General features: G+C 71.1%; 28 protein-coding genes and 2 pseudogenes. 14 read left to right on the top strand and 16 right to left on the bottom strand.

From position 1 onward, the window contains the following. Nucleotides 1–158: 158 nt before the first annotated feature. From ACQ86L_RS20585 to moaA, 3 genes are read right to left on the bottom strand one after another with little or no spacing between them, the layout of a single operon-like run. On the bottom strand, nt 159–494 hold the full coding sequence (locus ACQ86L_RS20585; RefSeq protein WP_434317040.1) for a hypothetical protein: 336 nt from the start codon (nt 492–494) through the stop codon (nt 159–161). Between the two features lie 44 nt (nt 495–538). Further along, nucleotides 539–847 (bottom strand): MoaD/ThiS family protein, encoded by a 309-nt coding sequence (locus tag ACQ86L_RS20580; RefSeq protein ID WP_434317039.1) that lies wholly within the window; start codon nt 845–847, stop codon nt 539–541. Continuing rightward, nucleotides 840–1,922 carry a GTP 3',8-cyclase MoaA gene (moaA, locus tag ACQ86L_RS20575; RefSeq protein WP_434317038.1) on the bottom strand — a complete coding sequence of 361 codons (1,083 nt, stop codon included), beginning with the start codon at nt 1,920–1,922 and terminating at the stop codon, nt 840–842. The genes ACQ86L_RS20580 and moaA overlap by 8 nt, the downstream gene beginning before the upstream one ends. A 61-nt stretch (nt 1,923–1,983) precedes the next feature. Between moaA and ACQ86L_RS20570 the strand changes: the two genes are divergently transcribed. From ACQ86L_RS20570 to ACQ86L_RS20545, 6 genes are all read left to right on the top strand, one after another. Next, nucleotides 1,984–2,577, top strand: a complete 594-nt coding sequence (locus ACQ86L_RS20570; protein ID WP_345836396.1) for a sulfite oxidase-like oxidoreductase — start codon at nt 1,984–1,986, stop codon at nt 2,575–2,577. Then, nucleotides 2,574–3,326, top strand: coding sequence for a ferredoxin reductase (locus ACQ86L_RS20565; protein ID WP_434317037.1), 753 nt, complete (start codon nt 2,574–2,576; stop codon nt 3,324–3,326). Before ACQ86L_RS20570 ends, ACQ86L_RS20565 begins: the two co-directional genes overlap by 4 nt. Before the next feature lie 18 nt (nt 3,327–3,344). Next, the gene (locus ACQ86L_RS20560) at nt 3,345–3,587 is read left to right on the top strand and encodes a DUF6510 family protein (RefSeq protein WP_434317036.1); all 243 of its coding nucleotides are present in this window, start codon (nt 3,345–3,347) and stop codon (nt 3,585–3,587) included. A 30-nt stretch (nt 3,588–3,617) separates the two neighbouring features. Then, nucleotides 3,618–5,135 (top strand): SDR family NAD(P)-dependent oxidoreductase, encoded by a 1,518-nt coding sequence (locus ACQ86L_RS20555; RefSeq protein WP_434318937.1) that lies wholly within the window; start codon nt 3,618–3,620, stop codon nt 5,133–5,135. Between the two features lie 244 nt (nt 5,136–5,379). Next, on the top strand, nt 5,380–7,359 hold the full coding sequence (locus ACQ86L_RS20550; RefSeq protein WP_434318936.1) for an amino acid transporter: 1,980 nt from the start codon (nt 5,380–5,382) through the stop codon (nt 7,357–7,359). A 45-nt stretch (nt 7,360–7,404) separates the two neighbouring features. Further along, nucleotides 7,405–7,818 (top strand): DUF1622 domain-containing protein, encoded by a 414-nt coding sequence (locus tag ACQ86L_RS20545; RefSeq protein WP_434317035.1) that lies wholly within the window; start codon nt 7,405–7,407, stop codon nt 7,816–7,818. Between the two features lie 3 nt (nt 7,819–7,821). Here ACQ86L_RS20545 and ACQ86L_RS20540 read toward each other — a convergent pair whose 3' ends face one another. Then, nucleotides 7,822–8,208, bottom strand: a complete 387-nt coding sequence (locus ACQ86L_RS20540) for a DUF5997 family protein (RefSeq protein ID WP_434317034.1) — start codon at nt 8,206–8,208, stop codon at nt 7,822–7,824. Between the two features lie 53 nt (nt 8,209–8,261). Here ACQ86L_RS20540 and ACQ86L_RS20535 point away from each other — a divergent pair. Next, nucleotides 8,262–8,950, top strand: a pseudogene (locus ACQ86L_RS20535) (LysR substrate-binding domain-containing protein). Between the two features lie 91 nt (nt 8,951–9,041). Next, nucleotides 9,042–10,349 carry an alpha-hydroxy-acid oxidizing protein gene (locus ACQ86L_RS20530; protein ID WP_434317033.1) on the top strand — a complete coding sequence of 436 codons (1,308 nt, stop codon included), beginning with the start codon at nt 9,042–9,044 and terminating at the stop codon, nt 10,347–10,349. On the opposite strand, the gene ACQ86L_RS20525 is transcribed toward ACQ86L_RS20530, so the two are convergent. Beyond that, nucleotides 10,346–10,753, bottom strand: a complete 408-nt coding sequence (locus ACQ86L_RS20525; protein ID WP_434317032.1) for a hypothetical protein — start codon at nt 10,751–10,753, stop codon at nt 10,346–10,348. The two genes, ACQ86L_RS20530 and ACQ86L_RS20525, sit on opposite strands and share 4 nt — an antisense overlap. Nucleotides 10,754–10,891: 138 nt before the next feature. On the opposite strand from ACQ86L_RS20525, the gene ACQ86L_RS20520 reads away from it, so the two are divergent. Further along, nucleotides 10,892–12,184, top strand: coding sequence for an alpha/beta hydrolase (locus ACQ86L_RS20520; protein ID WP_434317031.1), 1,293 nt, complete (start codon nt 10,892–10,894; stop codon nt 12,182–12,184). An 8-nt stretch (nt 12,185–12,192) separates the two neighbouring features. Here ACQ86L_RS20520 and ACQ86L_RS20515 read toward each other — a convergent pair whose 3' ends face one another. The 3 genes from ACQ86L_RS20515 to ACQ86L_RS20505 form a co-directional block, all read right to left on the bottom strand. After that, nucleotides 12,193–13,119, bottom strand: coding sequence for an NADP-dependent oxidoreductase (locus ACQ86L_RS20515; RefSeq protein WP_434317030.1), 927 nt, complete (start codon nt 13,117–13,119; stop codon nt 12,193–12,195). 68 nt (nt 13,120–13,187) lie between these two features. Further along, nucleotides 13,188–14,216 carry a 6-phosphofructokinase gene (locus ACQ86L_RS20510; protein ID WP_345836407.1) on the bottom strand — a complete coding sequence of 343 codons (1,029 nt, stop codon included), beginning with the start codon at nt 14,214–14,216 and terminating at the stop codon, nt 13,188–13,190. Between the two features lie 139 nt (nt 14,217–14,355). After that, nucleotides 14,356–14,976, bottom strand: coding sequence for a CYTH domain-containing protein (locus ACQ86L_RS20505; RefSeq protein ID WP_434317029.1), 621 nt, complete (start codon nt 14,974–14,976; stop codon nt 14,356–14,358). 75 nt (nt 14,977–15,051) lie between these two features. Here ACQ86L_RS20505 and ACQ86L_RS20500 point away from each other — a divergent pair, with 75 nt between their 5' ends. Together ACQ86L_RS20500 and ACQ86L_RS20495 are read left to right on the top strand one after the other, a co-directional pair. Further along, nucleotides 15,052–15,447 (top strand): DUF3224 domain-containing protein, encoded by a 396-nt coding sequence (locus ACQ86L_RS20500; protein ID WP_434317028.1) that lies wholly within the window; start codon nt 15,052–15,054, stop codon nt 15,445–15,447. A gap of 57 nt (nt 15,448–15,504) precedes the next feature. Beyond that, nucleotides 15,505–15,696: a hypothetical protein gene (locus tag ACQ86L_RS20495; RefSeq protein ID WP_345836410.1), complete on the top strand. Its 192-nt coding sequence runs from the start codon at nt 15,505–15,507 to the stop codon at nt 15,694–15,696. 3 nt (nt 15,697–15,699) lie between these two features. Here ACQ86L_RS20495 and ACQ86L_RS20490 read toward each other — a convergent pair. From ACQ86L_RS20490 to ACQ86L_RS20480, 3 genes and pseudogenes are all read right to left on the bottom strand, one after another. Next, a pseudogene (locus ACQ86L_RS20490) lies at nt 15,700–17,903 on the bottom strand (DEAD/DEAH box helicase). Between the two features lie 170 nt (nt 17,904–18,073). After that, nucleotides 18,074–18,409, bottom strand: coding sequence for a DUF6804 family protein (locus ACQ86L_RS20485; protein ID WP_345836412.1), 336 nt, complete (start codon nt 18,407–18,409; stop codon nt 18,074–18,076). A 112-nt stretch (nt 18,410–18,521) separates the two neighbouring features. After that, complete coding sequence (locus ACQ86L_RS20480; protein ID WP_434317027.1) at nt 18,522–18,950, bottom strand: RbsD/FucU family protein; 429 nt, start codon at nt 18,948–18,950, stop codon at nt 18,522–18,524. A gap of 204 nt (nt 18,951–19,154) precedes the next feature. Here ACQ86L_RS20480 and ACQ86L_RS20475 point away from each other — a divergent pair, with 204 nt between their 5' ends. From ACQ86L_RS20475 to ACQ86L_RS20465, 3 genes are read left to right on the top strand one after another with little or no spacing between them, the layout of a single operon-like run. Then, complete coding sequence (locus ACQ86L_RS20475; protein WP_345836414.1) at nt 19,155–19,433, top strand: metal-sensitive transcriptional regulator; 279 nt, start codon at nt 19,155–19,157, stop codon at nt 19,431–19,433. A gap of 1 nt (nt 19,434) precedes the next feature. After that, nucleotides 19,435–19,962 carry an O-acetyl-ADP-ribose deacetylase gene (locus ACQ86L_RS20470; protein WP_434317026.1) on the top strand — a complete coding sequence of 176 codons (528 nt, stop codon included), beginning with the start codon at nt 19,435–19,437 and terminating at the stop codon, nt 19,960–19,962. Beyond that, a complete protein-coding gene (locus ACQ86L_RS20465; RefSeq protein WP_434317025.1) occupies nt 19,959–21,320 on the top strand; it encodes a M20/M25/M40 family metallo-hydrolase in 1,362 nt (453 codons plus the stop codon). Before ACQ86L_RS20470 ends, ACQ86L_RS20465 begins: the two co-directional genes overlap by 4 nt. Before the next feature lie 6 nt (nt 21,321–21,326). Here ACQ86L_RS20465 and ACQ86L_RS20460 read toward each other — a convergent pair whose 3' ends face one another. The 5 genes from ACQ86L_RS20460 to ACQ86L_RS20440 all read right to left on the bottom strand — a co-directional run bounded on the left by ACQ86L_RS20460 (nt 21,327) and on the right by ACQ86L_RS20440 (nt 24,583). Beyond that, complete coding sequence (locus tag ACQ86L_RS20460) at nt 21,327–21,701, bottom strand: SdpI family protein (RefSeq protein ID WP_434317024.1); 375 nt, start codon at nt 21,699–21,701, stop codon at nt 21,327–21,329. Continuing rightward, a complete protein-coding gene (locus ACQ86L_RS20455; protein WP_434317023.1) occupies nt 21,698–22,657 on the bottom strand; it encodes a hypothetical protein in 960 nt (319 codons plus the stop codon). Before ACQ86L_RS20455 ends, ACQ86L_RS20460 begins: the two co-directional genes overlap by 4 nt. Then, the gene (locus ACQ86L_RS20450; RefSeq protein WP_434317022.1) at nt 22,654–23,208 is read right to left on the bottom strand and encodes a hypothetical protein; all 555 of its coding nucleotides are present in this window, start codon (nt 23,206–23,208) and stop codon (nt 22,654–22,656) included. Before ACQ86L_RS20450 ends, ACQ86L_RS20455 begins: the two co-directional genes overlap by 4 nt. Next, nucleotides 23,205–23,840 carry a hypothetical protein gene (locus tag ACQ86L_RS20445; RefSeq protein WP_434317021.1) on the bottom strand — a complete coding sequence of 212 codons (636 nt, stop codon included), beginning with the start codon at nt 23,838–23,840 and terminating at the stop codon, nt 23,205–23,207. The genes ACQ86L_RS20450 and ACQ86L_RS20445 overlap by 4 nt, the downstream gene beginning before the upstream one ends. A gap of 149 nt (nt 23,841–23,989) precedes the next feature. Continuing rightward, nucleotides 23,990–24,583 carry an SGNH/GDSL hydrolase family protein gene (locus tag ACQ86L_RS20440; protein WP_434317020.1) on the bottom strand — a complete coding sequence of 198 codons (594 nt, stop codon included), beginning with the start codon at nt 24,581–24,583 and terminating at the stop codon, nt 23,990–23,992. Nucleotides 24,584–24,630: the final 47 nt, after the last annotated feature.

The raw sequence follows: 24,630 nt of genomic DNA, 5'->3' as shown, positions 1-24,630 counted from the left end.
GACCGTGACGGCCCTGGAACCGCGCGACGACCTCGTGCGCGTGCGCACCGACCGGCTCACCGCGCTGGTCCCCGCCGCGGTGGTCGCGGAACTCCGGATCACCGCCGGCGCGCGGGTGACCCTGACGGTTCCGCCCGCGGAGGTGCGGATCTCCCCGCTTAGGAGCCGAGCTTCATCCCCGCGGTGGAATAGCCGCCATCGGGGTTCGCCGACGGCCGCGGCTCGTCGAACGCCGGGTTCGGCTTGCCCGGGAGGCTCTCCGGCGTCACCCGCGCCCGCGACGCTCCGACGATGGCGACAACGCACGCCGCCAGCAGCACGACCCCCGCGACCACCAGCGCCAGGCCGAACGCCGCCCCGCGGGTCAGCAGCACGACGCCGAACGGCAGCGTCAGCCACGTCCCGATCGCGGCGAGCACGGCCGCGACCACGAGCGCGGCGAACCTCCCCTGCCGTCGCCGTACGGCCTCCAGGTCCCGCAGATGCACGCTCATGGTGTCCCCCTTCGCCGCAGCCTAGCGGAGGGCCCGCCGAAGATTCAGCACGAATGTCGCGTTTGCCGCTGCCATTCGACACATTCGTGCCGAATGTCGGCGTCAACCGCCGGCGAAAGGGGCAGCACGTCGACGCGCTCGGCGATCGCGGCGTCGGGGTCGCGCGACACGACGCCGTCGACCAGGAAGGACCCGTTGCGCAGCACCAGCCGCATGGCCTCGCCGTAGCGCGCGTCCAGCAGCTCGCGGAGGGCGCCCACGGTCGGGGCCTCGAGGGAGACCCGCTCCTCCTCGCGTCCGGCGGCCTCCTCGGCGGCGGCGAAGTAGCGGACGAGGACGCTGCGCTCAGCCACCGATCGCCCCCATGCTCCGCAGCGGCGGCACGAAGCCCGCGGCGTCCATCCCGTGCCCGGACTGCTTGCCCCACATCGCGCCACGCCACCAGCGGGCCAGCTCGGCGTCGTCCGCTCCGCCGCGCAGCAGAGAGCGCAGGTCGGTCTCGTCGTCGCCGAACAGGCACGAGCGCACGGTCCCCTCGGCGGTGATCCTGGTGCGGTCGCAGGCCGAGCAGAACGAGCGGGTCACCGAGGCGATGATGCCGACCGTGGCGGGACCGCCGTCGACCAGCCACTCCTCGGCCGGGGACGACGGGTCGTCGGGACGCCCGGCCTCCACCAGGTCGAACCGGGTGCGGAGGACGGCGAGCAACTCCTCGGCGGAGACCATGTTGTCGCGCAGCCAAGTGTGGTCGGCGTCGAGCGGCATCTGCTCGATGAAGCGCAGCCGGCAGCCGTGCTCCAGCGCCCAGGCGAGGAGGTCGGGGGCGCCGGCGAGGGTCTGGCGCATCATCACGGCGTTCAGCTTGAGCGGCGTCAGCCCGGCGGCGTGCGCGGCGGCGATCCCGGCGAACACGGCGGGCAGCCGGTCGCGGCGGGTGAGCGCGGCGAAGTGCTCGCGGTCGACGGTGTCCAGCGAGATGTTCACCCGGGTCAGCCCGGCGGCGACGAGCTCGCGCAGGCGGTGGTCGAGGCCGATGCCGTTCGTCGTGATGCTGAGGTCGATGCCGGGCGCCGCCGCGGCGGAGAGCCCGATGATCTCGGCGAGGTCGGCGCGCATCAGCGGCTCGCCTCCCGTGAAGCGCACCTCGCGGATGCCCAGGTCGCGCACGCCGATCCCCACCAGCCGGGCGATCTCGGCAGGGGTCAGCAGGTCCTCGCGCGGGATGGCGGGCAGGCCCTCCGCCGGCATGCAATAGGTGCAGCGCAGCGAGCACTTCTCGGTCACCGAGACGCGCAGGTCGCGGGCGACGCGACCGAACCGGTCCACGAGGCCTGCGACGTCAGGGCGTCCGGCGAGGCTGGGCGCGGCCGCGGTCGCCTCATCACGCAGCGACGCGCTGCGCGGGAGTCCGAGATTGACCGCGGCCATGACCTCACCCTAGACCGACCGGCCATAGACCGGCGCACCGCGACGGGAATAAGCTCCCCGCATGGGAATCATCTCGTCCGGCTTCCTCGGCCGGCGCAGAACCGAGGACCCGCGCCTCCCACCGGGGCAGTACGTCACGGAGGGTTTCCCGGTCCTGTCCGCCGGGCCGACCCCGCGCGTGGCGAAGGAGGACTGGGCGTTCACCATCACGACCGAGAAGGGCGTGGTGCACCGCTGGAGCTGGGACGAGTTCCTGGCCCTCCCGCAGGCCGACGTGGCCACCGACATCCACTGCGTCACGAGCTGGTCGAAGCTCGGGACGTCGTGGCGCGGCGTCGCGCTCGACACGCTGTTCGAGAAGGTCGACACCGACTACGAGTACACGATGGCGCACTCCTACGGCGGTTACACGACGAACGTTCCGCTGAAGGACCTGCTCGACGGCAAGGCCTGGGTGGCGCACACGTTCGACGGCGCCGACCTCCCGCCGGAGCACGGCGGCCCCGCGCGCCTGCTGGTGCCGCACCTGTACTTCTGGAAGAGCGCCAAGTGGGTCAGCGGGCTGGAGATGCTTCCGCAGGACCAGCCCGGCTTCTGGGAGCAGAACGGCTACAACCTCTACGGGGACCCCTGGAAGGAAGAGCGCTACTGGTGAGCACCGCGTGGCGGGTGGCGGAGGTCGTGGCCGCGCACGAGGAGACCGCGACGGCCCGCACGATCCGGCTGCGCATCCCAGGGCTGGCCGGGCACCTCGCCGGTCAGCACGTGGACGTGCGGCTCACCGCGCCGGACGGCTACCAGGCCGTGCGTTCGTACTCGATCGCGTCGGCCTCCGGCGCGGGCGGCCTGGCGCCGGACGAGTTCGAGCTGACGGTGGAGGAGCTGCCGGACGGCGAGGTCTCGCCGTACCTCGTGCACGGCCTCTCGGTCGGCGACGAGCTGGAGGTGCGCGGCCCGGTCGGCGGCTGGTTCGTCTGGCGGGCGGGCGACGACGGGCCGGTGCAGCTGATCGCGGGAGGCTCCGGCGTCGTGCCGCTGATGTCGATGGCCCGTGCGCACGCCGCCGCGGCGAGCACTGCGCCCTTCCGGCTGCTGTACTCCGCCCGCACGCCGATGTCGGTCTACTACCGCGACGAGCTGATGGCGCTCGGCGAGGCCTCCGCGCCGCTTCAGGTCGACTACGTCTACACGCGCGAGGCGCCCTCCGGCTGGCCGGTCGCGGCGGGACGACTGACGGCGGAGGGACTCGGCGCGCTCGTCCTGCCCGCCGCGGACGCACCGCGGTTCTACCTGTGCGGGTCCACCCCGTTCGTCGAGGCCGTCTCGGGCTGGCTGGTCGACGCCGGGCACGATCCCGACCGCATCCGCACCGAACGCTACGGCGGGATCGGAGGCGCCGCGTGAGCGACATGGACTACCTGGATGGCAACGCCGCGGCCGGGACTCCTCTCGGAGGTCTTCGCGGTCGACGTGACCGTGGCGCGCGGCAAGTGCGCGCACTGCGGGAACGTGTCGGTGATCGCGCAGGCGCACCTCTGGCCCGACGACCACGGGATGGTGCTGCGCTGCCGGGTCTGCAGCGACGTCATCGCGATGGCCACCGAGCGCGACGGCAAGCTGTGCCTCGACCTGCGGGGGCTGGACTGGCTCGAACTCGAGGTCTGAGCGGGCGCAGGCGCCCCTCAGCGGGCGGTCATCCCCTCCCCGTACAATCGTCCGGTGCCAGAATCACCTGCGAGCCTCGACCCCGACGACCTCGCGACCACCCTCCGCGTCCTCGCGCAGCTCCACGAGCTCGACCAGGAGCACCCCGACTTCGTCTCGGTCCGCCGCGCGACCGCGCACATGTTCAAGGCCGTCAAGCAGGCCAGGCGGCGCGAGCTGCGGGAGGCCGAGCTCGCCGCCGACCGCGCCGTGATCGCGGCGACCGCCACCGGCGCCCCCGACCGCATCGACGACGAGACCCGCGGCCGCGACCTGACCTCCCCCACCACCGGCTCCGCGACCGCCGGCACCCTGATCAACTCGCAGGCCTGTTACATCTGCAAGCAGCACTACACGGAGGTGGACTGGTTCTACCACCAGCTCTGCCCGTCCTGCGCCGCGTTCAGCCACGCCAAGCGCACCGCGCGCACCGACCTGACCGGCAAGCGCGCGCTGCTCACCGGAGGCCGCGCCAAGATCGGGATGCACATCGCGCTGCGCCTGCTGCGCGACGGCGCGGACCTCACCATCACCACGCGCTTCCCCCGCGACGCCGTGCGCCGGTTCTCGCAGCTCCCCGACGCGAAGGACTGGCTGCACCGGCTCCGCGTGGTCGGGATCGACCTCCGCGACCCGGCCCAGGTGATCGGCCTGGCCGACTCGGTCGCCTCCCGCGGCCCGCTGCACGTGCTCATCAACAACGCCGCGCAGACCGTGCGCCGCTCCCCCGGTGCGTACTCGCTGCTCGCCGAGGCCGAGTCGCACCCGCTGCCCGACGGCCCGCTCCCGGAGCTGGAGACGTTCGGCCACACGGCCGACCCGCACCCGCAGGCCCTGGAGGCCTCCGTCGCCGCCCACCCGCTGCTGTCGTCGGCGAACGTGCACGGCACGGTCGCCGAGCTGGTCGGCGCCGCGGCGCTCACCGCGAACGACCTCGCCTCCGCCGCCATGGCCGCCGGCTCGTCGTCGCTGGAGCGCCACCACGACGGCACCGCGATCGACGCGGGCGGCCTCGTGCCCGACGTCCAGCGCGTCAACACCTGGACCAGGGCCGTGGGCGGCATCGACCCGCTGGAGCTGCTGGAGGTGCAGCTCTGCAACACCACGGCCCCGTTCATCCTGATCGACCGCCTCCGCCCGTCGCTCGCCGCCGCGGGCCGCTCCTACGTGGTGAACGTCTCGGCGATGGAGGGCGTCTTCGGCCGCCGCTACAAGGGCGCAGGCCACCCGCACACGAACATGGCGAAGGCCGCGCTCAACATGCTGACCCGCACGAGCTCGCTGGAGCTGTTCGAGACGGACAACATCCTGATGACGAGCGTCGACACCGGCTGGATCACCGACGAGCGCCCGCACTACACGAAGGTCCGCCTCGCCGAGGAGGGCTTCCACGCCCCGCTCGACCTGGTCGACGGCGCCGCGCGGGTCTACGACCCGATCGTGCGCGGCGAGGCCGGGGAGGACCTGCACGGGGTGTTCCTGAAGGACTACCGGTCGTCGGCCTGGTGACGCCCGCGCCGCGCTGACTATACTTGCCCAGGCATCGCGGGGAGGCCGCCAGGGACCTTCCCGAAGGTCTTCCGGGCGCTCGCGTGCAGAACGTACAGTGAGCACGAAGGCGAACGAAGGGCAGTCGATGTCGAGCACCACCCCGTCCGGTGACAAGGCGCAGGGCGCAGGGCCCGACGCCGCGGACGAACCCTCATCACCGTCCGTCCCGGCCGGGCTCAGCGGTAGCGCACCACGCCGGGTCATGCCCAAGGAGCCCGTCCCGATCCCGGGGCAGGCGCACCCGATCGCGGCGGCCGCGCACGGCGGCCGGTTCAAGCACTGGCTGCTGCGCGGCATGGTGGACGAGCGCGGCACCCAGCAGGGCCCGCACGGCCAGAACCCCGAGCGCACGCACTCGTGGTGGCAGGTCATGTGCCTCACCGGTGTCGACTACTTCTCGACGCTGGGCTACCAGCCCGCCATCGCGGCCCTCGCGGCCGGGCTGGTCTCGCCGTTCGCGACGCTCGTGCTCGTCGCCCTGACCCTGCTCGGCGCCCTCCCGGTCTACCGCAGGGTGGCGCGCGAGAGCTTCCGCGGCTCCGGGTCGATCGCGATGCTGGAGCGGTTCCTGCCCTGGTGGGCCGGCAAGCTGTTCGTCCTCGTGCTGCTCGGGTTCGCCGCGACGGACTTCATGATCACGATCACACTGTCCGCGGCCGACGCCACGGCGCACGCGATCGAGAACCCGTTCGCGCCCTCCTGGTTCCACGGCAACAACGTCATCATCACCCTGGTCCTCCTCGCACTGCTCGGCGCGGTCTTCCTCAAGGGCTTCCGGGAGGCGATCGGCATCGCCGTCGTGCTCGTCGGCGTGTACCTGGCGCTCAACGTCGTCGTGGTGACGACCTCCATCATCCAGGTGTTCCAGCATCCGACCGCCGTCACCGACTGGTGGGACGCCCTCTTCGTCTCGCACGGCAACCCGCTGCTCATCGTCGGTGTGGCGCTGCTGGTGTTCCCGAAGCTCGCGCTGGGCCTCTCCGGCTTCGAGACCGGCGTCGCCGTCATGCCGCAGATCAAGGGCAAGCCGGACGACGACCCGAACTACCCGACCGGCCGCATCCGCGGCGCCGGCCGTCTGCTCACGACGGCCGCGCTCATCATGAGCGCGTTCCTCATCACATCGAGCTTCACGACCACGCTGCTGATCCCGCAGAAGGACTTCCAGGCCGGCGGCCCTGCCAACGGCCGCGCGCTGGCGTACCTGGCGCACGAGTACCTCGGCAACGCCTTCGGGACCGTCTACGACATCAGCACCATCCTCATCCTGTGGTTCGCCGGCGCCTCGGCGATGGCCGGCCTGCTCAACCTGGTGCCCCGCTACCTCCCCCGCTACGGGATGGCGCCGCAGTGGGCGCGCGCGGTGCGGCCGCTCGTGCTGGTGTTCACCGCCATCGCCTTCCTGATCACGGTGATCTTCGACGCGAACGTCGACGCGCAGGGCGGCGCGTACGCCACCGGCGTGCTGGTGCTGATCACCTCCGCGTCGCTCGCGGTGAGCCTGTCCGCCTGGCGCAAGAAACAGCCGAAGCGCACCGTCGTCTTCGCGATCATCACCGCGATCTTCGTCTACACGACCATCGACAACATCATCGAGCGCCCGGACGGCCTCCGCATCGCGACGCTGTTCATCCTCGGCATCCTGATCGTGTCGATCGTCTCGCGCGTCGGGCGGTCGTTCCAGGTGCGCGCGACGAGCGTCACCTTCGACGTGTCGGCGCTCGACTTCATCCTGGAGGACGCCGAGGAGGGCGAGATCCGCATCATCTCGCACGAGCCCGACGTCGACACCACCAAGGAGTACGAGCAGAAGAACAAGGACGAGCGCCGCTTCAGTCACATCCCGCAGCGCTCGCGGACCATCTTCCTGGAGGTCATGAAGTCCGACTCCTCCGACTTCGAGGAGGACCTGGTCGTGCACGGCGTCGTCAAGTACGGCTACCGCGTGCTGCAGGTCAAGAGCGGCAACGTGCCGAACACGATCGCCGCCGTGCTGCTGGAGATCCGCGACATCACCGGGGTGGTGCCGACCATCTACTTCGAGTGGACGGAAGGCAACCCGATCTCGAACATGTTCCGCTACCTCATCACCGGTGTGGGCGAGGTCGCCCCGGTGACCCGTGAGGTGCTGCGCGAGGCCGAGAAGGACGTCAAACGGAGGCCGGCCGTCCACGTGGCCTGAGCGCGCCCTCTCTCCACCGCTGCGGCGCTGTGGCACCATGTGCGCATGGACACCCACGCGTTCTTCGAGGCGGTCGGGGTCGCCTTCGAGTTCGCGGGCGTCGCCGCCCTCGCGATCGGCTTCGTCGTGGCCCTCGTGATCGCCCTCTCGGTGTGGGTGCGCTCACGTAGCGGGGCGGATGCCTTCCGCACGCTGCGGGAGGCCTTCGGCGGCGTCATCCTGCTCGGGCTCGAACTGCTCGTGGCCGCCGACCTCGTCAAGACCGTGACATCCAGCCCCACGCTCACCGACGCGGTCGTGCTGGGCATCATCGTGCTCATCCGCACCATCCTGAGCTTCTCGCTGCAGGTGGAGATCGACGGCGTCGCGCCCTGGCGCCGCGCCCTCGTCACCGGGCCGGAAGTGCTGGCGCACGCCGTCAAGAAGGCCGGCTCGGCGGGGACGCCGGAGCAGCCGTAGGACTCAGTCCCGCTCGGCGCGCGCCGCCCGCTCGGCGTTGCGCTGCTTCACGCGCGCGTTCTCGGCGTGGACCTGCGCCTGCGTGGCGCGCTCGGCGACCAGCCACTCCGGCTTCTCCTCCAGGAGCGTCTTGATCTCGGCCGTGGTGAGCGGCTCGGTGACGCCGGCGCGGGCCAGCCCGGAGTTGCTCACGCCGAGCTTGTGGGCGACGACGTCGCGCGGGTGCGGGCCGTCGGCGCGGAGGGCGACCAGCCAGGCGGGCGGGTTCGCGGTCAGCTCGTCGAGCTCGGTGCGGCTGATCTCGCGGTCGCGGAACTCCTCCGGCGCCGCCGACAGCAGGATGCCGAGCTTCTTGGCCGCGGTGGCCGCCTTCATGGTCTGGGGCTTCATGCCTTCAAGGGTATCGTCCGCGGGCCGTCCGGCCGGACGGTAGCCTGGCCTGCATGGCCTCCCGCTTCGCCCTCGCCTTCCCGCTCGGTGTCACGATCGGCAAGTGGACGCGCGCCTTCGCCGAGCGGCAGCCCGACGTGGAGCTGGTGGTTCGGCCGTCGGCGGACCCGCTGGCGGCGCTGGCGGCGGGCGAGGCCGACATGGTGTTCGCCCGCGACGCGCCGGCCGACGACGACCGGCACCTCATCCCCCTCTACACCGAGGACGTCGTGGTCGTGATGCACCACGAGCACCTGCTGACGCTGGAGGAGAAGCTGCACCTGGCCGACCTCGACGGCGAGCCGCGGGTCACCGGCGAGCCTTCGAGGCGTTCATGCGCAGCGTGGCCGAGGGCGACGGCATCGCCCTGCTGCCCGCCTCGGTGGCGAAGGCCCTGCGCCGCAAGGACGTCACCGCGATGCGGCTGGAGGACGGGCCGACCTCCCAGGTCGCCCTCACCTGGCCGCGCGACGGCCAGCATCCCCTCGTGGACGACTTCATCGGGATCGTGCGCGGCCGGTCGGCGCACAGCTCGCGCAACCCCGAGGTGGCGGCGACGGAGGCCGAGCGCTCCGCCCGGGACGCGAAGGCCGCCAAGGCGGCGAAGATCGCCGCCACGCAGTCCGCGCGGGCCACCAAGCACGCCAAGCGCGCCGCCGCAGCCAAGCGCTCCACCGGAAAACGGCCACGCCCCAAGCGCTGACCGCGCGTCCAAGTGACAGGACACGCCGTCTCGCCGCCGTGCGAGACGGCGTGTCGTGTCAGATAGATGGGGTCCTCGGCAGAATGGGCGGATGACGAGCATCGCGACGAGCATCGGCCGGACGGCGCAGAGCGTCGTGTACCGCGCGGGCGTGAGCGGGCGGCGGCCGGCCGTCCCGGTCGCGTTCCCCGCGCTGGAGCGCGCGGCGCGCAGGCGGATGTCGCGCGCGGCCTTCGCGTACATCGCGGGCTCCGCGGGCCTGGAGCGCACCGACCGGGCCGACACCGAGGCGTTCGCGCTGCACCGGATCGTGCCGCGGGTGCTGCGGGACGTCTCGACGCGGGACCTCTCGATCGAGCTGTTCGGCCGCCGCCTGCCCACTCCCCTGCTGCTGGCGCCGATCGGCGTCCTGGAGCTGGCCCGCCGCGACGGTGACGCGGCGGCCGCGCGCGCCGCCGCCGCGCACGGCATCCCCGCGGTGCTCTCCACCCAGGCCTCGGCGCCGATGGAGGCCGTCGCCGCCGCCATGGAGGACGTGCGGCCGGGCGCCGCGCGCTGGTTCCAGCTCTACTGGAGCTCGTCGCGCGACCTGGTGGCGAGCCTGGTCGCTCGGGCGGAGGCGAGCGGCTGCGAGGCGATCGTGGTCACCCTGGACACCCATGTGCTGGGCTGGCGGCCGCGCGACCTCGACCTCGGCTACCTCCCGTTCAGCCGCGGCCTCGGCATCGCCCAGTACACCAGCGACCCGGTCTTCCGCCGGCTGGTGCGCGAGCGGATGGCGGGCGCGGGTCCGCGCGAGCGCACGGCGATCACCCCGGCGGCGGTCGCCTCCTTTGCGAGCATCCTGCGCCACCATCCCGGCGACCTGCGCGAGAACCTGCGCTCCGGTGAGCCGCTCGCGGCGGTCGAGACGTTCCTCGACGTGTTCGCCGATCCCTCGCTCGGCTGGGACGACCTGGCCTTCCTGCGCGAGCACACGAGCCTGCCGATCGTCCTCAAGGGCGTGCTGCACCCGGACGACGCCCGCCGAGCCGTCGACGCGGGCGTGGACGCCGTGCAGGTGTCCACGCACGGAGGGCGGCAGATCGACGGCGAGGTCGCGGCGCTCGACGCGCTGCCCGGCGTCGTGGACGCGGTCGCCGGCCGCCTCCCGGTGCTGTTCGACAGCGGGATCCGCGGCGGCGCGGACGCCGTGATCGCGCTCGCCCTCGGCGCCAGGGCCGTCGCGGTCGGGAGGCCGTACACCTACGCGCTGGCGCTGGCCGGCGAGCGCGGCGTGAGCGAACTGCTCCGCAACCTCCTCGCCGAGCTCGACATCACGCTCGGGCTCGCGGGCGTCGCCCGGGTCGCCGACCTCGACCGCTCGGTGCTGGCAACGCCACCGCCCTGTACCGGCTAGGCGACTGCCCTGGCGATGAGCGACAGCAGCGCCTGCGCGTAGGCGGACGCGGCGTCCTCCTCCTCGAAGAAGCGCTCGACGCCCTCCAGCTCCAGGGTGACCCGATAGCCGTCGGCCGTGCGCGCCAGGTGGCGGAAGGAGCCGCCCAGCAGCTCCCGGAGCTGGTCCTCGCGCGGGATCCACAGCGCGTCCTCGACGGCGAGAGAGTCGAGCGCCCACTCGGTGGTGCCGTTGAAGCCGAGGATGGTGCCGGTGTCGAAGTGGTGCGGCTCGATCGTCATCTCGCTCACAGTGAAGCGCTCGCCCGCCATCCCCGGCCGGTCGATGGCGAAGGTGTCCCCCGACGCCGGCTGCCAGCGCAGGCCGGCGGCGCGAAGCAGTCGCGCGGTGTCCTCGTCGATCATGACCGCTCCTCCCGCCGTGACGGCTCACCCCCAGTTCGGGGGAACGGCCCGAGAATACGCCCCGGTCCCGGGGTCTCGTTCACCGTTCGTTCGATTGTCGGCCATAGATTGCTCGTATGGGAATCCCGTCGGCGCGCCGTGTTTGACGCTCTCCTCTCGATCGACGTGCTCGGCGGCCCCGTCCCGATCCTGGTGTTCGCCGCCGCCGCCGCGCTGCTGCTCGCCCTGCTGGCGCGCCGTCCGTCGCTCGCGCTGCTGCGCCGCGTCGGCCTGGCCGGCGCGATCGGCCTCCTCGGCGCGGTCATCACCTGGCTCGTGTGCATCCGCTGGCTGAACCTGTTCGGCGAGTCCCTCGGCGCCGGGAACTACCTCTGGGTCGCGGCGGTGTTCTGCGGGGTGGCGCTGTGCGTGGCCAGCATCGGCCGTGCCCCGCGCTGGCGCACGGCGGTGGCGATCGTCGCCGTGCCCGCCTTCGTCCTCGCGGCGGCCCTGGGCATCAACCTCAACTACGGTCTCGACCGCACGGTCGGCAACGTCCTCGCCATCACGATCCCGAACCCGATCAAGACCAAGCCGCTCGCCCACCAGAGCACGGCCTACGACGTCGCGCTCTGGAAGGATTGGAAGGCGCCGGCCGACATGCCGCTCAAGGGCAAGACCGGCACGGCGCACATCCCGGGGACGATCAGCGGCTTTCACGCCAGGGAGGCCGGGGTCTACCTGCCCCCCGCCGCCCTGGTGGCGCATCCGCCCGCGCTGCCGCTCGTCGTGATGATGATGGGCCAGCCCGGCAACCCGGACCCGGAGCCGATCGCCTCGGTGCTGAACGTGCTCGCCGCCCAGCATCACGGCCTCGCCCCTGTGGTCGTCGTGGCCGACCAGCTCGGCGCCGGGATGCCGGACACCCTCTGCCTGGACACCGCGCGCTACGGCAACGCGGCGACGTACATCACGCGGGACGTCACGGACTGGGCAGATCGGCACCTCCCGATCACGCACGACCACCGGTTCTGGTCGATCGCCGGGTACTCCAACGGCGGACTGTGCGGGCTATCGTTCGGCATCGACCATCCCGAGCTGTTCTCGAACGTGCTCGACATCTCCGGCGAGGAGTTCCCCGGCGCCGAGCATCCCGCCGCCACGCTGAACGAGTTCTTCCACGGCGACAAGGCTGCCTACGACCGAGCGAAGCCGTTCAACCGGCTCGCGCCGGGGGCGTTCCCGGGCAGCATGATCTTCACCGCGTGCCGCGACGACCCGGCCTACCACCACGTGGCGCAGGCGGAGCTGCGGGCCGCGCAGCGCGCCGGGGTCGCCAGCACGTTGATCGACCTCCCGACCGGAGGCCACGGCATGGGCGCGCTGATGGGCGGCCTGAACGGCGGCCTCCCCTTGCTGTTCGCGACGCTGGGACTGCAGAAGCCGGGCTGACGCCGCGCTCAGTCGGTGACGATCACGATCTTGCCGCGCACGTGGCCGGTCTCCAGGCGCCCGTACGCTTCGGCGGTGCGCTCGATCGGGAAGATCGAGTCGATCGGCAGCACCAGTTCGTTCTGTGCGAGGAGGTCGGCGAGCTCGGCCAGCTCGGCGTTGCCCGCCGTGCGGCCCCCGACGGTGCGCGCGCCGCGGGCGGCCGGACCGAACGCGGCGATCGTGTTGATCCGCTCCGGAGGGACGCCGAGCTCGATCGCGGCGTCGATGGTGTCCCGACCGTGGTTGTCGAGGACCGCCGTCACGCGCTGCCCGTCGTCCAGGACCTCCCGCACCCGGTCGGCCAGACCCTCCCCGTACGCCACAGGGATGATGCCCAGCGTCTCCAGGAACTCGTGGTTCTCCTCGCTCGCCGTACCGACGACCGTGGCGCCGCACCGGATCGCGAGCTGCGCCGCGAGCACTCCTACCCCGCCGGCCGCCGCACTCACCAGCACGGTGTCGGCCTCGCCGAGGTCGAGGGAGGCCGCGGTCGCCATCGCCGTGCGCCCGACCACGCCGAGCGACCCGGCCACTTCGAAGGTGAGCGGGTCGGGCTTCTCGACGATCTGCCCGTCCTCGGCGACGACGACGAAGTCCGCGAGCGCGGCGAACGGTGCGGTGCCGAACACGGCCTGGCCGAGCCCGAAGCGCACAGCGCCCTCGCCGCGCTCCTCCACGAAGCCGGCGAAGTCCTGGCCCATCCCGCTCGGCAGGGTCACGCCCATCCGCGCGGCCGCCCGCTCGCTGCGGTACGCCTTGTAGTCCATCGGGTTGAGGCCCGCGGCCATCACGCGCACCAGCACCTGGCCCGGCCCCGGCCACGGCCGCTCCCGCCCGACGAGGTGGAGGAACTCGCGCGAGCCGAACTCCTCCAGCTGGATGAATCTGGGCACCGTCGGGCTCCTTCCGCTCATACGGTGGAGCCTAACCCCGCTCCTCGTGGGAAGGGAGGGGCGGCGGTTCAGCCGAAGAGCAGCTCCGCCTCCTCGTACCGCGCCGGCGGCACGGTCTTGAGGCCGCCGGTCGCGTCGGCGATCGACACGTTCACGACATCGGTGCCGCGCAACGACACCATCGAGCCCCAGCGGCCCTCGTAGGCCGCGTCGACCGCCGCCATGCCGAGCCGGGTCGCGAGCACGCGGTCGTAGGCGCTCGGCACGCCGCCGCGCTGCATGTGGCCGAGGACCGACGCACGCGACTCGATGCCGGTGCGCTCCTCGATCATCGGGGCCAGCATCTCGCCGATCCCGCCGAGGCGCGGACGGTTGAACGCGTCCAGCCCCTTGTGCGAGTGCGCCTCCTCCATCGTGTCCAGGTGGAAGCCCTCGGAGACGACGATCACCGGCGCGCGGCCGCGGTCGCGCACCGACTCGACCCACTCGCAGATCTGCTCGATGGACTTCGGCTGCTCCGGGATGAGGATGGCGTGCGCACCGCCCGCCATGCCCGAGTGGAGCGCGATCCAGCCGACGTGGCGGCCCATGACCTCCACGACCATGCAGCGCTGGTGCGACTCGGCGGTGGTGCGGAGCCGGTCGATGGCCTCGGTCGCGATCTCCACCGCGGTGTCGAAGCCGAACGAGTAGTCGGTGGCGGCGAGGTCGTTGTCGATGGTCTTCGGCACGCCGACGATCTTGAGGCCGGCGTCGGTGAGGCGGCGGGCCGCCGTGAGCGTGCCCTCGCCGCCGATCGCGATGATCGCGTCGATGCCGTTCTCGTCCATCATCCGCTGGATGTTCTCCGGGCCGCCCTTGTCGCCCTCGAACGGGTTCGTGCGGCTGGAGCCGAGGATGGTGCCGCCCTGGCGGGAGAGGCCGCGGACGCTGTGCCGGTCGAGCGGCATGATGTCGCCCTCGACCACGCCGCGCCAGCCGTAGCGGAAGCCGGCGAACTCGGACCCGTACACGCGGTCGCCCTTGAGGACCGCGCCGCGGATGACCGCGTTCAGTCCGGGACAGTCGCCGCCACTGGTCAGGATGCCGATCTTCATGCTGCTCTCTTTCTCGTTGCGCCCCTGAGCATCATGCCCGAGGTATACCGGAGCACCAAAATCCCGCCGCGCCCGGGCCGATCAGAGGCATCATGCCCGAGGTATACCGGAGCACCAAAATCCCGGCCGCCCGGGAGGCTCAGAGGCCGAGCGCGCGCTGGAGCTTGGACGAGCTCGCGGAGGGCCGGGCGCCCGCCGCCAGGAGCTCCGCCTCGATGCCGTCGAGCAGCGCGGTGCGGCCCTCGCGCGAGTCGGGCGCGCCGCTCAGCAGCTCGACCTCCCACTCCCGCCAGGCGTCGCTCGCGCCGGTCCGCAGGTTCTCGCTGCGGACGTGGTCGTCGCAGAGCTCGGCGAGCTCGAAGCCCGCCGCATCCTTGAGGATGGTGGTGTCGCGCCGGTTGGTCACGCGGGCGACGGGGATCAGGACGCCGTCACCGAGCTGTTCGCGGATCACCTCGCGCAGGTCCGCCGGCGGCTCCTCGCCGTCGCCGAGCGGCCAGTGCAGCTCGGGCCGCCCCTCCTCGGTGGGCGGGAGCTTGACGTGCCAGCCCTCGTCGGAGCCGCCGCGCCGCGCGCGCACAGCGACGCGCTGCCGGGCGAGCCGCAGCTCGGTTGTGTCGTAGTAGGTCGCCACCAGTTCGGCGGTCTCGGGCTCGCTCTCGACGGCGATCGCCCCGATGCCGACGAGCTGGGGTGGGCGGAGGTCGCCGTCCACGTCGTACTTGCGCTCGATCTCGAGCTGGGTATGGTGCTGCGCCATGTCCCCTGTCTAGTCCACTTCGGCGCTGTCGCGAAATTGCAAGCTGTGCGCGGGCGCACTCGTTAAGCTCCCGGCATGGACAACGGCAGCATCGTCACCGCCCGCTTCGACGTCACCGGCTGGGACCCGGAGGACCTGCCCGGCATCCCGGGCGACTGGCTGGGCGCGGTGGTGATGCGAAAGACATACACGGAGGGCCTGGTCGGCGAGTCGGTCGCGCATTTCGTCTCGTCCGGCACGGAGGAGGGCGGCCGCGGCTACCTCGCCGCCGAGCGGGTCACCGGGACGCTGCCGGACGGCCGGTCGGGGTCGTTCACGATCCACCACGGCGCACTGCAGCACCCGGACGACCCGTCGGCGTTCGGCTACATCGTCCCCGGCACCGGGACGGACGACTTCGCGGGCGTCAGCGGCCCGGCGCGCATCCGGCACGACGACCGCGGCGCCTACTTCGAGTTCGACCTGGGCTGAGCCGGGCGCTCGCGAACCACTCTCGTGCGAGGTCCACGTGCGCGGTACCCTCGTGGCATGAGCGAGACGGACCGCAGCCGGGAGGACGACGACGACTTCCTCGAGGCGCAGGAGGGCGACTACGAGCCCAGCGACGTCATCCGCGACGAGGACGACCTGCCGGTGGACGACGACGAGGCCGACGACCGCATCCTGCCGGACGACGAGCGCCCGGTCCCGCTCGACCCGGACGACGCCGAGATCGCCTGACGGCTAGGCGTCGAGCGCGTCCTCCAGCAGGTGGATGAGGGCGTCCAGCTGCACCGAGTCGGCCGAGCCGATCTCCACATCGCTGCCGTCGAGCGCACGCGCCGCGAGGCCCTGCTTCGAGTCGATCAGCTCCGCGATCTTGGAGTCGATGGTCTGCGCGGCGATGATCCGCCACGCCGTGACCGGCTCGTCCTGGCCGATGCGGTGCACGCGGTCGATCGCCTGGGTCTGCTCCGCGGCCGTCCAGGACAGCTCGGCGAGCACGACGTTCGACGCGGCCTGGAGGTTGAGCCCGACGCCCGCCGCGGTGAGCGAGCAGACCGCGACCGCGACCTCCGGGTCGTTGTTGAAGGCGTCGATCTCCTTCTGCCGGGCGAGCGCGGACTGGTCGCCGCGGATCGAGATCGTCTTCAGGTCGCGGGCGGCGAAGGCCTCCTCCGCCGCGTCCATGACGTCGATGTGCTTGGCGAAGAACACCACCTTGCCGACCGAGCGCGCGAGCTGCGCGGTGTAGTCGGAGGCCAGCCCGGCCTTCGCCTGGCCGATCTTGCGGACCATCGTGAAGACGTTGTCGCCGGTCTTGGCCGACTTCGCCTCCTCCAGCTCGGACTGCGCGACCAGCCGGATGAGGTGCTTGCGGTGCGCCTCGTCGTCGCCGTCGAACGAGTCGGGACGGCCCGCGGCGGCTGCGCGGTGGAAGCGGGCGACCAGCCGGGCGGCCAGCTCCTTCTCGGCCTGCATGATCGAGCGGCCGAGGTCGTCGTCCAGCTCCACCGGCAGGTCGACCACGCGGCGGCTCGGGAGGTCGGCGGCAACGTCCACCTTGCGGCGGCGGACGATGCCCAGGTCGATGACGGACTCGCGGGCGGCGGCGTAGAAGCCGAAGTCGGCCGGCGTGAGGCCCGTCTCCTCCAGGCTCTCCATGAGCTCGGCGGTCGGCTTGTTGCCGTCGATCCAGCCGAGGAACTGCCAGATCGCCTTGAAGTCGTCGATGTCGTTGATCAGCGGCGTACCGGTGAGCGCGATGAGCAGCGGGTCGGCCGCCTTCTCGCGGATCGCTTCGGCCAGGCCGAGCACGAGCCGCGAGCGCTGCGAGTGCAGGTTCTTGATGAAGTGCGCCTCGTCGACGACCATGCCCTGGAAGCCGAGCGTGCCCAGCCAGGACAGGTGCCGGTCGAGCACCTCGTAGTTGACGATGACGACGTCGGCGAACGCGTCCAGGCCCTCGCCGTCGCCGTGGATGACGGTGGCGCGGCGGTGCGGAGTCCAGCGCTCGACCTCGCGCGCCCAGTTCATCTTGACGACGTTCGGCACGACGGCCAGCAGCGGGTAGGCGCCGGCGACGGAGGCGCCGAGGACGGACTGCGCCGTCTTGCCGAGACCCGGCTCGTCGGCGAGGAGGAAGCGACGGTGACCCTGGCGCACACTCTCGATGAAGCGCGACTGGTGGTGCATGAGCTCCAGCCCCTGCGGGGAGTAGCGGTCGATCTTCGGGGCGGGCGGGAGCTCCATGCTCGCGGCCTGGCCTCCCGCGCCGTACTCGAACGACTTGAACAGCGGGCCGAGCAGCTCCCACGAGTCGAGCCGGCGGCGCGGCGCGGGGCGACGGCCGCGCCCTTGCTGAAGTCGGGCGCGAGGAACGGGTTGGAGAGCTGGCGCGCCTTGACCGAGGCCGGCACGACCTGCTTCTGGGCGAGCTCCGGCGGGATGATGCTCTCGGGCGCGATCACGCGCTCGACGGTGATGATGAGGTCGTCCGGGCTGAGCTCGGTGCCGGACTCCAGCAGCCAGTCGCGCCGGATCTTCTGCGCCGTCGCGGTCGGCGGGGCCGCGCTCTCCAGCAGCGAGATGAGCGAGGTGTCGCGGGCCGCGGTCTTGGCCAGGATCGTGGCGATGCCGTCCAGCCTCTTGAGCTGCTCGGCGCGCGCGGCGTCGGTCAGCTCCGGATCGGCCTTGGCCCGGGCGCGCTCCTCGCGCATCAGGAACGCGATGACCTGGAACTTGGTGCGGTTCGTCGGGCCGAGCTTCTTGCCGTCTGCGGCCTTCGCCTCCACCTCGCGCACCTTGCGCGCGAGGACGGGGATGAGCCCGTCGTTGTTGGCGTGGCGGTTGCGGCGCTGCTGCTGCTGCGGCCGCGACGAGGCGCGCTGCGATGCGCCTTGGCCCGACATGCGCTGTTGCGACGTGCGCTGACCCGAACGAGACATGGTCCTCCAGTGGAGGCGCCGCGCGCTGACAGAGGACGCGACGCCGTTATGGCGTGAGGGCCGGCGCGGCGGCGGGGAACGGAACCGAGTGGTCCGACCGAGCATCGCAGAACGCCGGGCGCACGGCGCAGGATGGCCGTGCAACCGTCATTTTACCGTATCGGGACGGATCAGCGGCGTGTGTCGGCCGGAATCTTGATCAGGATGCCCGCGGCGACGAAGACGGCGGCCGCCGCGAGGCTCAGCAGCGGCAGCGCCGGGGTGAGTCCTGGCACCGGGAAGATCGGGTTCCAGAGCACGGCGATCGGGATCAGCCCGGCCAGCCACCACCGGCTCTTGGCCTGCCAGGAGAACACGCACAGGATGAGCGCCAGGATGCAGACCGCGTACTCCACGTAGGTGTACCAGTCCGCGAAGGCGAGCCCGAAAAGCAGCACGAGCGCGCCGAGGATGCCGGGCGCCAGGGCGGCGCGGTTGTAGGCGGGCGGCTGCGGGGTGTAGGGCACCGTCCAACTCTAAGCGACCGGGCACGAGGCGACCGGTCGCGCCCAGGAACGGTCCGCGCCCCTGGGACGAGACCTCATCCCCGGGGCGCGGACGGCTGCTGGTGCAGGTTGTTCAGAGAGCGCCCCTGCGGAACAGGAACGCGCACGGCGGCGCGTCCGATCCCACACGGACGATGACGGCGGAGCTGCGGGCCAGTGCGATGAACGGCTCGAGGTCGAGCCGGCTCATCGGGATGCGACGCAGTTCAGCGTCCGAGGCGATGCCGTTGACGGCGAACGCGACGTCGGGGACTTCGTAGGGCTCTCCTGCGAGGTCGAGGAACACGATCGGTGACGGGTCTGCGGTGTCGAGCGGGAACACACTGAGGATCGCCTCGGCAGCGGCTTCAGTGGTGACGTCCTCCCCCAGGTGGACGATGGGCGCGGTGAGTGCTTCTTCGGGATAGCCGCTGCCGACAAGCGTGAGCGTGTCGCCATCCTGCATGGAATCAAGCGCGCGCAGGAGCGCGCCTGACAGCAGCGGGCTGAGGTTCTTCAGCAAAGTCGGGCCTTTCCTGTAAAACGAATATTTCTCAACCCCTGTGAGCGAGGATAGACGATGCTGTATGTCCTCCCATACCCCCAATAGGGGGTGCGCCACGACGCGCCGCACAGAATCCCGGCCGGAGCGTACCGCCTCTGGTACTCGCTGGACAACGACGAATACCTGGCCGGGGTATCCGGTTTCCGCGGTATCCTTGGTCCCGTGATCGCAGACATCAAGAAGAGGGCGCTGCACCGCACGCGCATCCTCGAGGGGCAGCTGCGCGGCCTCGAGAAGATGATCGAGAACGAGGACTACTGCGTCGACATCATCACCCAATCGCTCGCCATCCAGAAGTCCCTCGGCTCGCTCAACAAGCTGCTCGTCGAGAACCACCTGAAGACGCACATCTCCACGATGTTCGAGGAGGGCGGGGACCAGCGCGACGACGCCATCCTCGAGCTCCTGAAGGTGTACGAGCTCTCGAACAACCGGGGCTGACGTGGCGGACCCCATCGAGATCGTCCGCGGCGACATCACCGACCAGGCCGTGGACGCCGTGGTCAACGCGGCCAACAGCACCCTCCTCGGCGGCGGGGGCGTGGACGGCGCCATCCACCGCCGCGGCGGCCCCGCCATCCTGGCCGCCTGCCGCGAGCTGCGCGCCACCACCCTGCCGGACGGCCTCCCGACCGGTCAGGCCGTCGCGACGACCGCGGGAGACCTCCCGGCGCAGTGGGTCATCCACACGGTCGGCCCGGTCTGGGCGCAGCGCGAGGACCGCACCCCGGAGCTGCAGAACGCCTATCGGTCGTCGCTGCGGGTCGCCCGCGAGCTCGGCGCGGCGACGGTCGCCTTCCCCGCCGTGTCCGCCGGGATCTACGGCTGGCCGCTGGAGGACGCGGCGCGGATCGCGGTGAGCACCGTGCGCGCTGTGCTGTCGTCCGGGGTGGGCTCGGTCGAGCTGGTGCGCTTCGTGCTGTTCAACGACGACGCGCTGGCGGCGTTCCGCACGGCGGCCGGCGAGTGAGCGTCGCCGCCCGCCCCAACGCCGCCCACACCGACGGCGATGCCGCCGTCGAGCGCTTCCGCACGCTCCTGCGCATCCCGACCATCTCCCGCAACGCGGTCGAGGAGACCGACTGGGCGGCGTTCGACGCGTTCGTGGCGGCGCTCCCGGAACTGTACCCGCGCCTGCACGCAGTGCTCGAACGCGAGCAGCACGGCCACGCGCTGCTCTACCGCTGGCGCGGTGCGGGCGACGGCGCCCCCACCGTCCTGATGGCGCACTACGACGTCGTCCCCGCCACCGGCGAGGGCTGGGAGCACCCGCCCTTCGGCGCGGAGCTCACCGGATCCGGCGACGACCGCGTGCTGTGGAGCCGCGGCACGCTGGACGACAAGGGCGCGCTCGTCGCCATCCTGGAGGCGGTGGAGGCGCTGGTCGCCGCCGGCCACACCCCCGCGGCGGACGTGTACCTCAGCTTCGGCCACGACGAGGAGACGGTCGGCTCGGGCGCGCAGGCCATCGTGGCCTCCCTCGCCGAGCGCGGCGTGCGGCCGGCCCTGGTGCTGGACGAGGGCGGCGCCGTGGTCGAGGGCGTCTTCCCCGGCGTGACCAAGCCCATCGCCGTCGTCGGCGTCAGCGAGAAGGGCATCACGAGCGTGCGGCTGACGGTCGAGCAGCTCGGCGGCCACGCCTCCACCCCGCCGAAGCTGGCGGCGACCGTGCGGCTCGCGCGCGCGATCACGCGGCTGAACGCCAGGCCGTTCCCGGCCCGCCTCACCGAGACGAACCTCCGGATGGTGGAGACGCTCGGCGCCCACGCGACCGGCCCGCTCCGCGCGGTGTTCACGCGCGCCCGACGGCTGAAGCCGGCGCTGGTCCCCGTGCTCGGCCGGCTGAGCGACGAGACGCGCGCGATGGTCCGCACGACGACCGCGGTCACGCAGCTCAGCGGCAGCCTCGCCGCGAACGCGCTGCCGGAGACCGCGACGGCGGTGCTCAACGTGCGCATCGCGGTCGGTTCGAGCGTCGCCGAGACCGTCGCCCACCTCCGCCGCGCGATCCGCGACCCGCTCGTGCGCATCGAGACGATCGACCCGGCGGAGCCGTCCCCGGTCTCCCCCACCTCCGGTCCGGAGTGGGACGTGGTGGCGGGAGCCGTCGCGGCCGTGCACCCGGACGCGGTGGTGACGCCGTACATCATGCTGGCCGCGAGCGACGGCCGCCACTTCACCGCGATCAGCGACGCGGTCTACCGCTTCACGCCGTTCGAGATGAGCGCGGAGGAGCGCGGGACGCTGCACGCGCGGAACGAGCGGATCCACGTGGCGACGTGGCTGCGGGGGATCCGGTTCTACGAGGAGGTGCTGCGGGGGCGGTAGTCCGCCTCACCGCAGCTCGTCCGGCGGAATCGCCATCGCCGCACGGTGTGCCACGACGATGCCGCCGGTCGACCCGACGATCAGGCTCACGACCGAGACGACCAGGAACCCGACGTACAGGGACTCCACCCCGGCGACGAAGCAGGTCGCGACGCTGAACACGGACGTCGTCACGGCCGACCAGAAGAAGATCGGAGCTGCGGCGGCATGGCCTCCGAACCACGACTCCTCGTTCTTCATCAGCGACGGCAGGCGCACACCGATGACCGAGTTGATGGACAGGGTGCGAGACGCCGCCCGCACCATCCCGAAGAGCGCCCACGCGATGGTTGGGATGAACAGCGCGATGGCGATGGCGGCGACCAGCTCGTTTGTGGTCATTGCTCTACCTCCTGAGCGACGGTCGAGACGCGTGGACTTGAGAACGGGAACGGCGATGAGCGGGAGCGCAGGGCTGTCGCCCAGGCGGCGAGGTCGCCGGGCCTGATCACTGCAAGCACCAGCCCCGCGATCATGGCGATAGCGAAAGAGATCAGACCCATCACGAGCGCGATCCCCAGATGGAATGCGACACCGAGCGCACACACCAGGAATCGGGTCCTTCGACGCCGAGCGACCACGATCCCCCACGCGAGGAAGAGCTCGAGGGCGAGCACGCCCCAGGTCGCAATGGCGGACACGGCCGGAATCTGGAGAACGGTCCACGCCACCGAAGCGGTGAAAGGCGCAGCATTGAACCCGGTGTGCTGGACCCAATACCAGAGGGCGGAACCGTCTGCCCAGATCGGGACGCTGAACTTCCCGACGGCGGAATTCAGATACAGGTAGCCCATTTGGAGCGGAATGAAGAGCAGGATCACTCTGGCTGCGATGAAACGGCGGCCGGCGACGTTCGATCGCCGCCACGCGAACAGTCTCCAATCGAAGACACTCGCGAGCATCAGAAGAAAGGCGAGAATCGCTGTGAGCTGATCGCCTCCGTCGATCGGCTTCGCGTTCGCGAACAGGCTGATCGCGGCGATCCAATACAGTGCGCTGCTGAGCGCGGGCATGACTCCCAGGATCGCCAGCGCGCACGCGCCGATCGAGAGCCAGCGAGCGAGTTCGAGATTCTCCGCGCCGAATATGCAATACAGCCCGAACCTCCCGGCCTGCGCGCAGTTCGGGTTATCGCCCCCGCCTGGAGTGTGGAACAGCACGTCGGGCCCATTGGTCAGGAGCGTCAGAAGCGTGCCCGCGGCAAGGAGCGAACGACCCGTTTGCAGGACCAGACCGAACGGGCTTCGAGTTCCCACCGACGACGCCCACTGAGCCACACGATCGAGCTGTCGATTCACGGTCGCGAGCAATCCACGAGCAACACGGCGGTCTTCGCTTCGCGACGGTCCGTGACCGGGGCGTATGCGAAGGGCACGGGCTTGCTGCGTACGAGCCCGACACGGCCGCAGATGTGCGAGCCGGTCACGTTGAGCGACACGGCCGGAGTCTGGCTTGCCGACTTCGCTTGGCCGCGCAAGCAGAGGTCTATGGAGGTGTCGCAGGTCTCCCAGTTCAGGGATTCTGCCGTGAGCGCGTCCAGATCGCCGACCAGTGACCGCGAGCCCCGTTTAAGACCGAACGCGTGGTCCGGCGTCGTCGATCGCGATGCCGAGATCACTTGCCAGGCACCATTCGTTCCCTCGCTCCACGGAGCGATGGTCTCTTCCCTCCCTTCACGTGTGAAGAACGCCCAGCCCTGAGTGAGCAGAGCAGCAGGCAGACGGGTGATCCCCTCTCCCGGCGTCGGCGTGAGGACAGTCGGAGGCAGCGATCCGATGTAAGCCATTCCGAAGAGCCCGCCCATGACGGCGAAGGTCGTCAGCGCAATGCCGACGTCCCGCTTCGTCACCGCCCAGCCAGAGCCGTTGTGAGATGTGCGGTGAAGGTACTGGCGTCGATGGCGGGCACCTCATCGGCGGACCCGGGAACACTCCGCCAGCCGACGTTCGTCGCGGTGATGACGTTCGCGTGCACGGCGATCACGGTCTCGCCGACGACTGCGAGCGCGACACCGGCCACAGACGCGAGGATCGCGAAACTGATGCACGCCGCGATCAACCCGCAGCGCGACTGGATGCCGGGATCGGCGACGAGCTCCGGATCGGTCTCGGAAAGGGCGCTCTGGAAACTCTGGCCCAACGCGATCTGGGCATCACGGACCTGATACGGATCTCCGCTCGTGAGAGCCGTTGTCGCATCGGCGAGCACCTCGGCGTCGCGTTCGGTCATCGCGTCGATGACGCGTCGTTCCAGCGCGTCGACGTTCGCCTGACCTTCCGGCGACAGCCGCACGTTTCGGTTGGCGATCCCCAGTTCGTCGGCGACGGGACCGGTTGCGAAGACGACTCCGCGAATCAACTCCTCCTGAGTGAAACTTGCTTTGGCCGATGCCGCCTCTTTTGGAGCGGGAGCCGCTGCGACGAGCGCGCTTCCGATGAGTGCCACACCGGTGAATACGGCGATGAGTCTTCGTTGACGCATAGGAGAACCCCCTGTCGATGAAGCGCGACAACTGCCACGCGAATCACCACAAAGCGTAGTCGACCGTTACGCCACGCTCTACGCTTCATAGCAGAGTATCCGATATTTTTTCTGGTCAACCCCGGAAGCACGGAAGCACTATGCTGCCCCTACGCCGCCCCACCCAGATCCGGCAACTGGATCGCCCTGCTGTTCGGCGGCAGCTGCCGCGCCCGCTCCAGCCCCGGCACCAGCTCCCCCAGCCACACCCGGTACCCCTCCGCGTTGAGGTGGAGGCGGTCGTCCGTGTACGCCGGGTTGAGCTCGCCATCCTCCAGCGCCAGCGCCGGCCAGAGGTCGAGCCACGCGGCGTGGACGGTCGGGGCGAACTGCCACAGGTGCCGGTTGATGTCGCGGATCTGGTCGGCGAACTCGTGGCCGCGCGGCATCACCGACTGCACCAGGATGCGCACCTCCGGCAGCTCCTTGCGGAGCGTGACCAGGATGGTCTCGACGTTGCGGACGACATGCTCGACCGAGCGGCGCCAGGCCAGGTCGTTGGTCCCGATGAGGAGCGCGACGAGCGCGGGGCGGGCCTCCACCACGGCGTCCAGGCGGGCGACCACGTCGTCGGAGGTGTCTCCCGCGACGCCGAGGTTGACGATCTCCTCGCCGGGCATCCAGGATTCCCAGTCGCCGCCCTGGGTCAGGCTGTCGCCGACCAGGACGAGAGTTCCGTGCCCAGATCCCCACCCGTCGCTCATCCTCCCATCCTCCCTCACAAGGAGGGAGGCGGGAAGGGCGCCTCAGG

The sequence above is a fragment of the Leifsonia sp. P73 genome (genome assembly GCF_051059105.1).
Lineage (GTDB): Bacteria > Actinomycetota > Actinomycetes > Actinomycetales > Microbacteriaceae > Leifsonia.
This window is presented reverse-complemented; position numbering and strand designations above follow the sequence as displayed.

Bases quoted from the DNA above. Each gene is read 5' to 3' on its own strand.
- ACQ86L_RS20585 (WP_434317040.1), bottom strand. From the start codon at position 494: ATGAGCGTGCATCTGCGGGACCTGGAGGCCGTACGGCGACGGCAGGGG.
- moaA (WP_434317038.1), bottom strand. From the start codon at position 1,922: ATGGCCGCGGTCAATCTCGGACTCCCGCGCAGCGCGTCGCTGCGTGAT.
- ACQ86L_RS20570 (WP_345836396.1), top strand. From the start codon at position 1,984: ATGGGAATCATCTCGTCCGGCTTCCTCGGCCGGCGCAGAACCGAGGAC.
- ACQ86L_RS20560 (WP_434317036.1), top strand. From the start codon at position 3,345: ATGGCAACGCCGCGGCCGGGACTCCTCTCGGAGGTCTTCGCGGTCGAC.
- ACQ86L_RS20550 (WP_434318936.1), top strand. From the start codon at position 5,380: ATGCCCAAGGAGCCCGTCCCGATCCCGGGGCAGGCGCACCCGATCGCG.
- ACQ86L_RS20545 (WP_434317035.1), top strand. From the start codon at position 7,405: ATGGACACCCACGCGTTCTTCGAGGCGGTCGGGGTCGCCTTCGAGTTC.
- ACQ86L_RS20540 (WP_434317034.1), bottom strand. From the start codon at position 8,208: ATGAAGCCCCAGACCATGAAGGCGGCCACCGCGGCCAAGAAGCTCGGC.
- ACQ86L_RS20530 (WP_434317033.1), top strand. From the start codon at position 9,042: ATGACGAGCATCGCGACGAGCATCGGCCGGACGGCGCAGAGCGTCGTG.
- ACQ86L_RS20525 (WP_434317032.1), bottom strand. From the start codon at position 10,753: ATGATCGACGAGGACACCGCGCGACTGCTTCGCGCCGCCGGCCTGCGC.
- ACQ86L_RS20510 (WP_345836407.1), bottom strand. From the start codon at position 14,216: ATGAAGATCGGCATCCTGACCAGTGGCGGCGACTGTCCCGGACTGAAC.
- ACQ86L_RS20505 (WP_434317029.1), bottom strand. From the start codon at position 14,976: ATGGCGCAGCACCATACCCAGCTCGAGATCGAGCGCAAGTACGACGTG.
- ACQ86L_RS20500 (WP_434317028.1), top strand. From the start codon at position 15,052: ATGGACAACGGCAGCATCGTCACCGCCCGCTTCGACGTCACCGGCTGG.
- ACQ86L_RS20495 (WP_345836410.1), top strand. From the start codon at position 15,505: ATGAGCGAGACGGACCGCAGCCGGGAGGACGACGACGACTTCCTCGAG.
- ACQ86L_RS20460 (WP_434317024.1), bottom strand. From the start codon at position 21,701: ATGACCACAAACGAGCTGGTCGCCGCCATCGCCATCGCGCTGTTCATC.
- ACQ86L_RS20445 (WP_434317021.1), bottom strand. From the start codon at position 23,840: ATGCGTCAACGAAGACTCATCGCCGTATTCACCGGTGTGGCACTCATC.
- ACQ86L_RS20440 (WP_434317020.1), bottom strand. From the start codon at position 24,583: ATGAGCGACGGGTGGGGATCTGGGCACGGAACTCTCGTCCTGGTCGGC.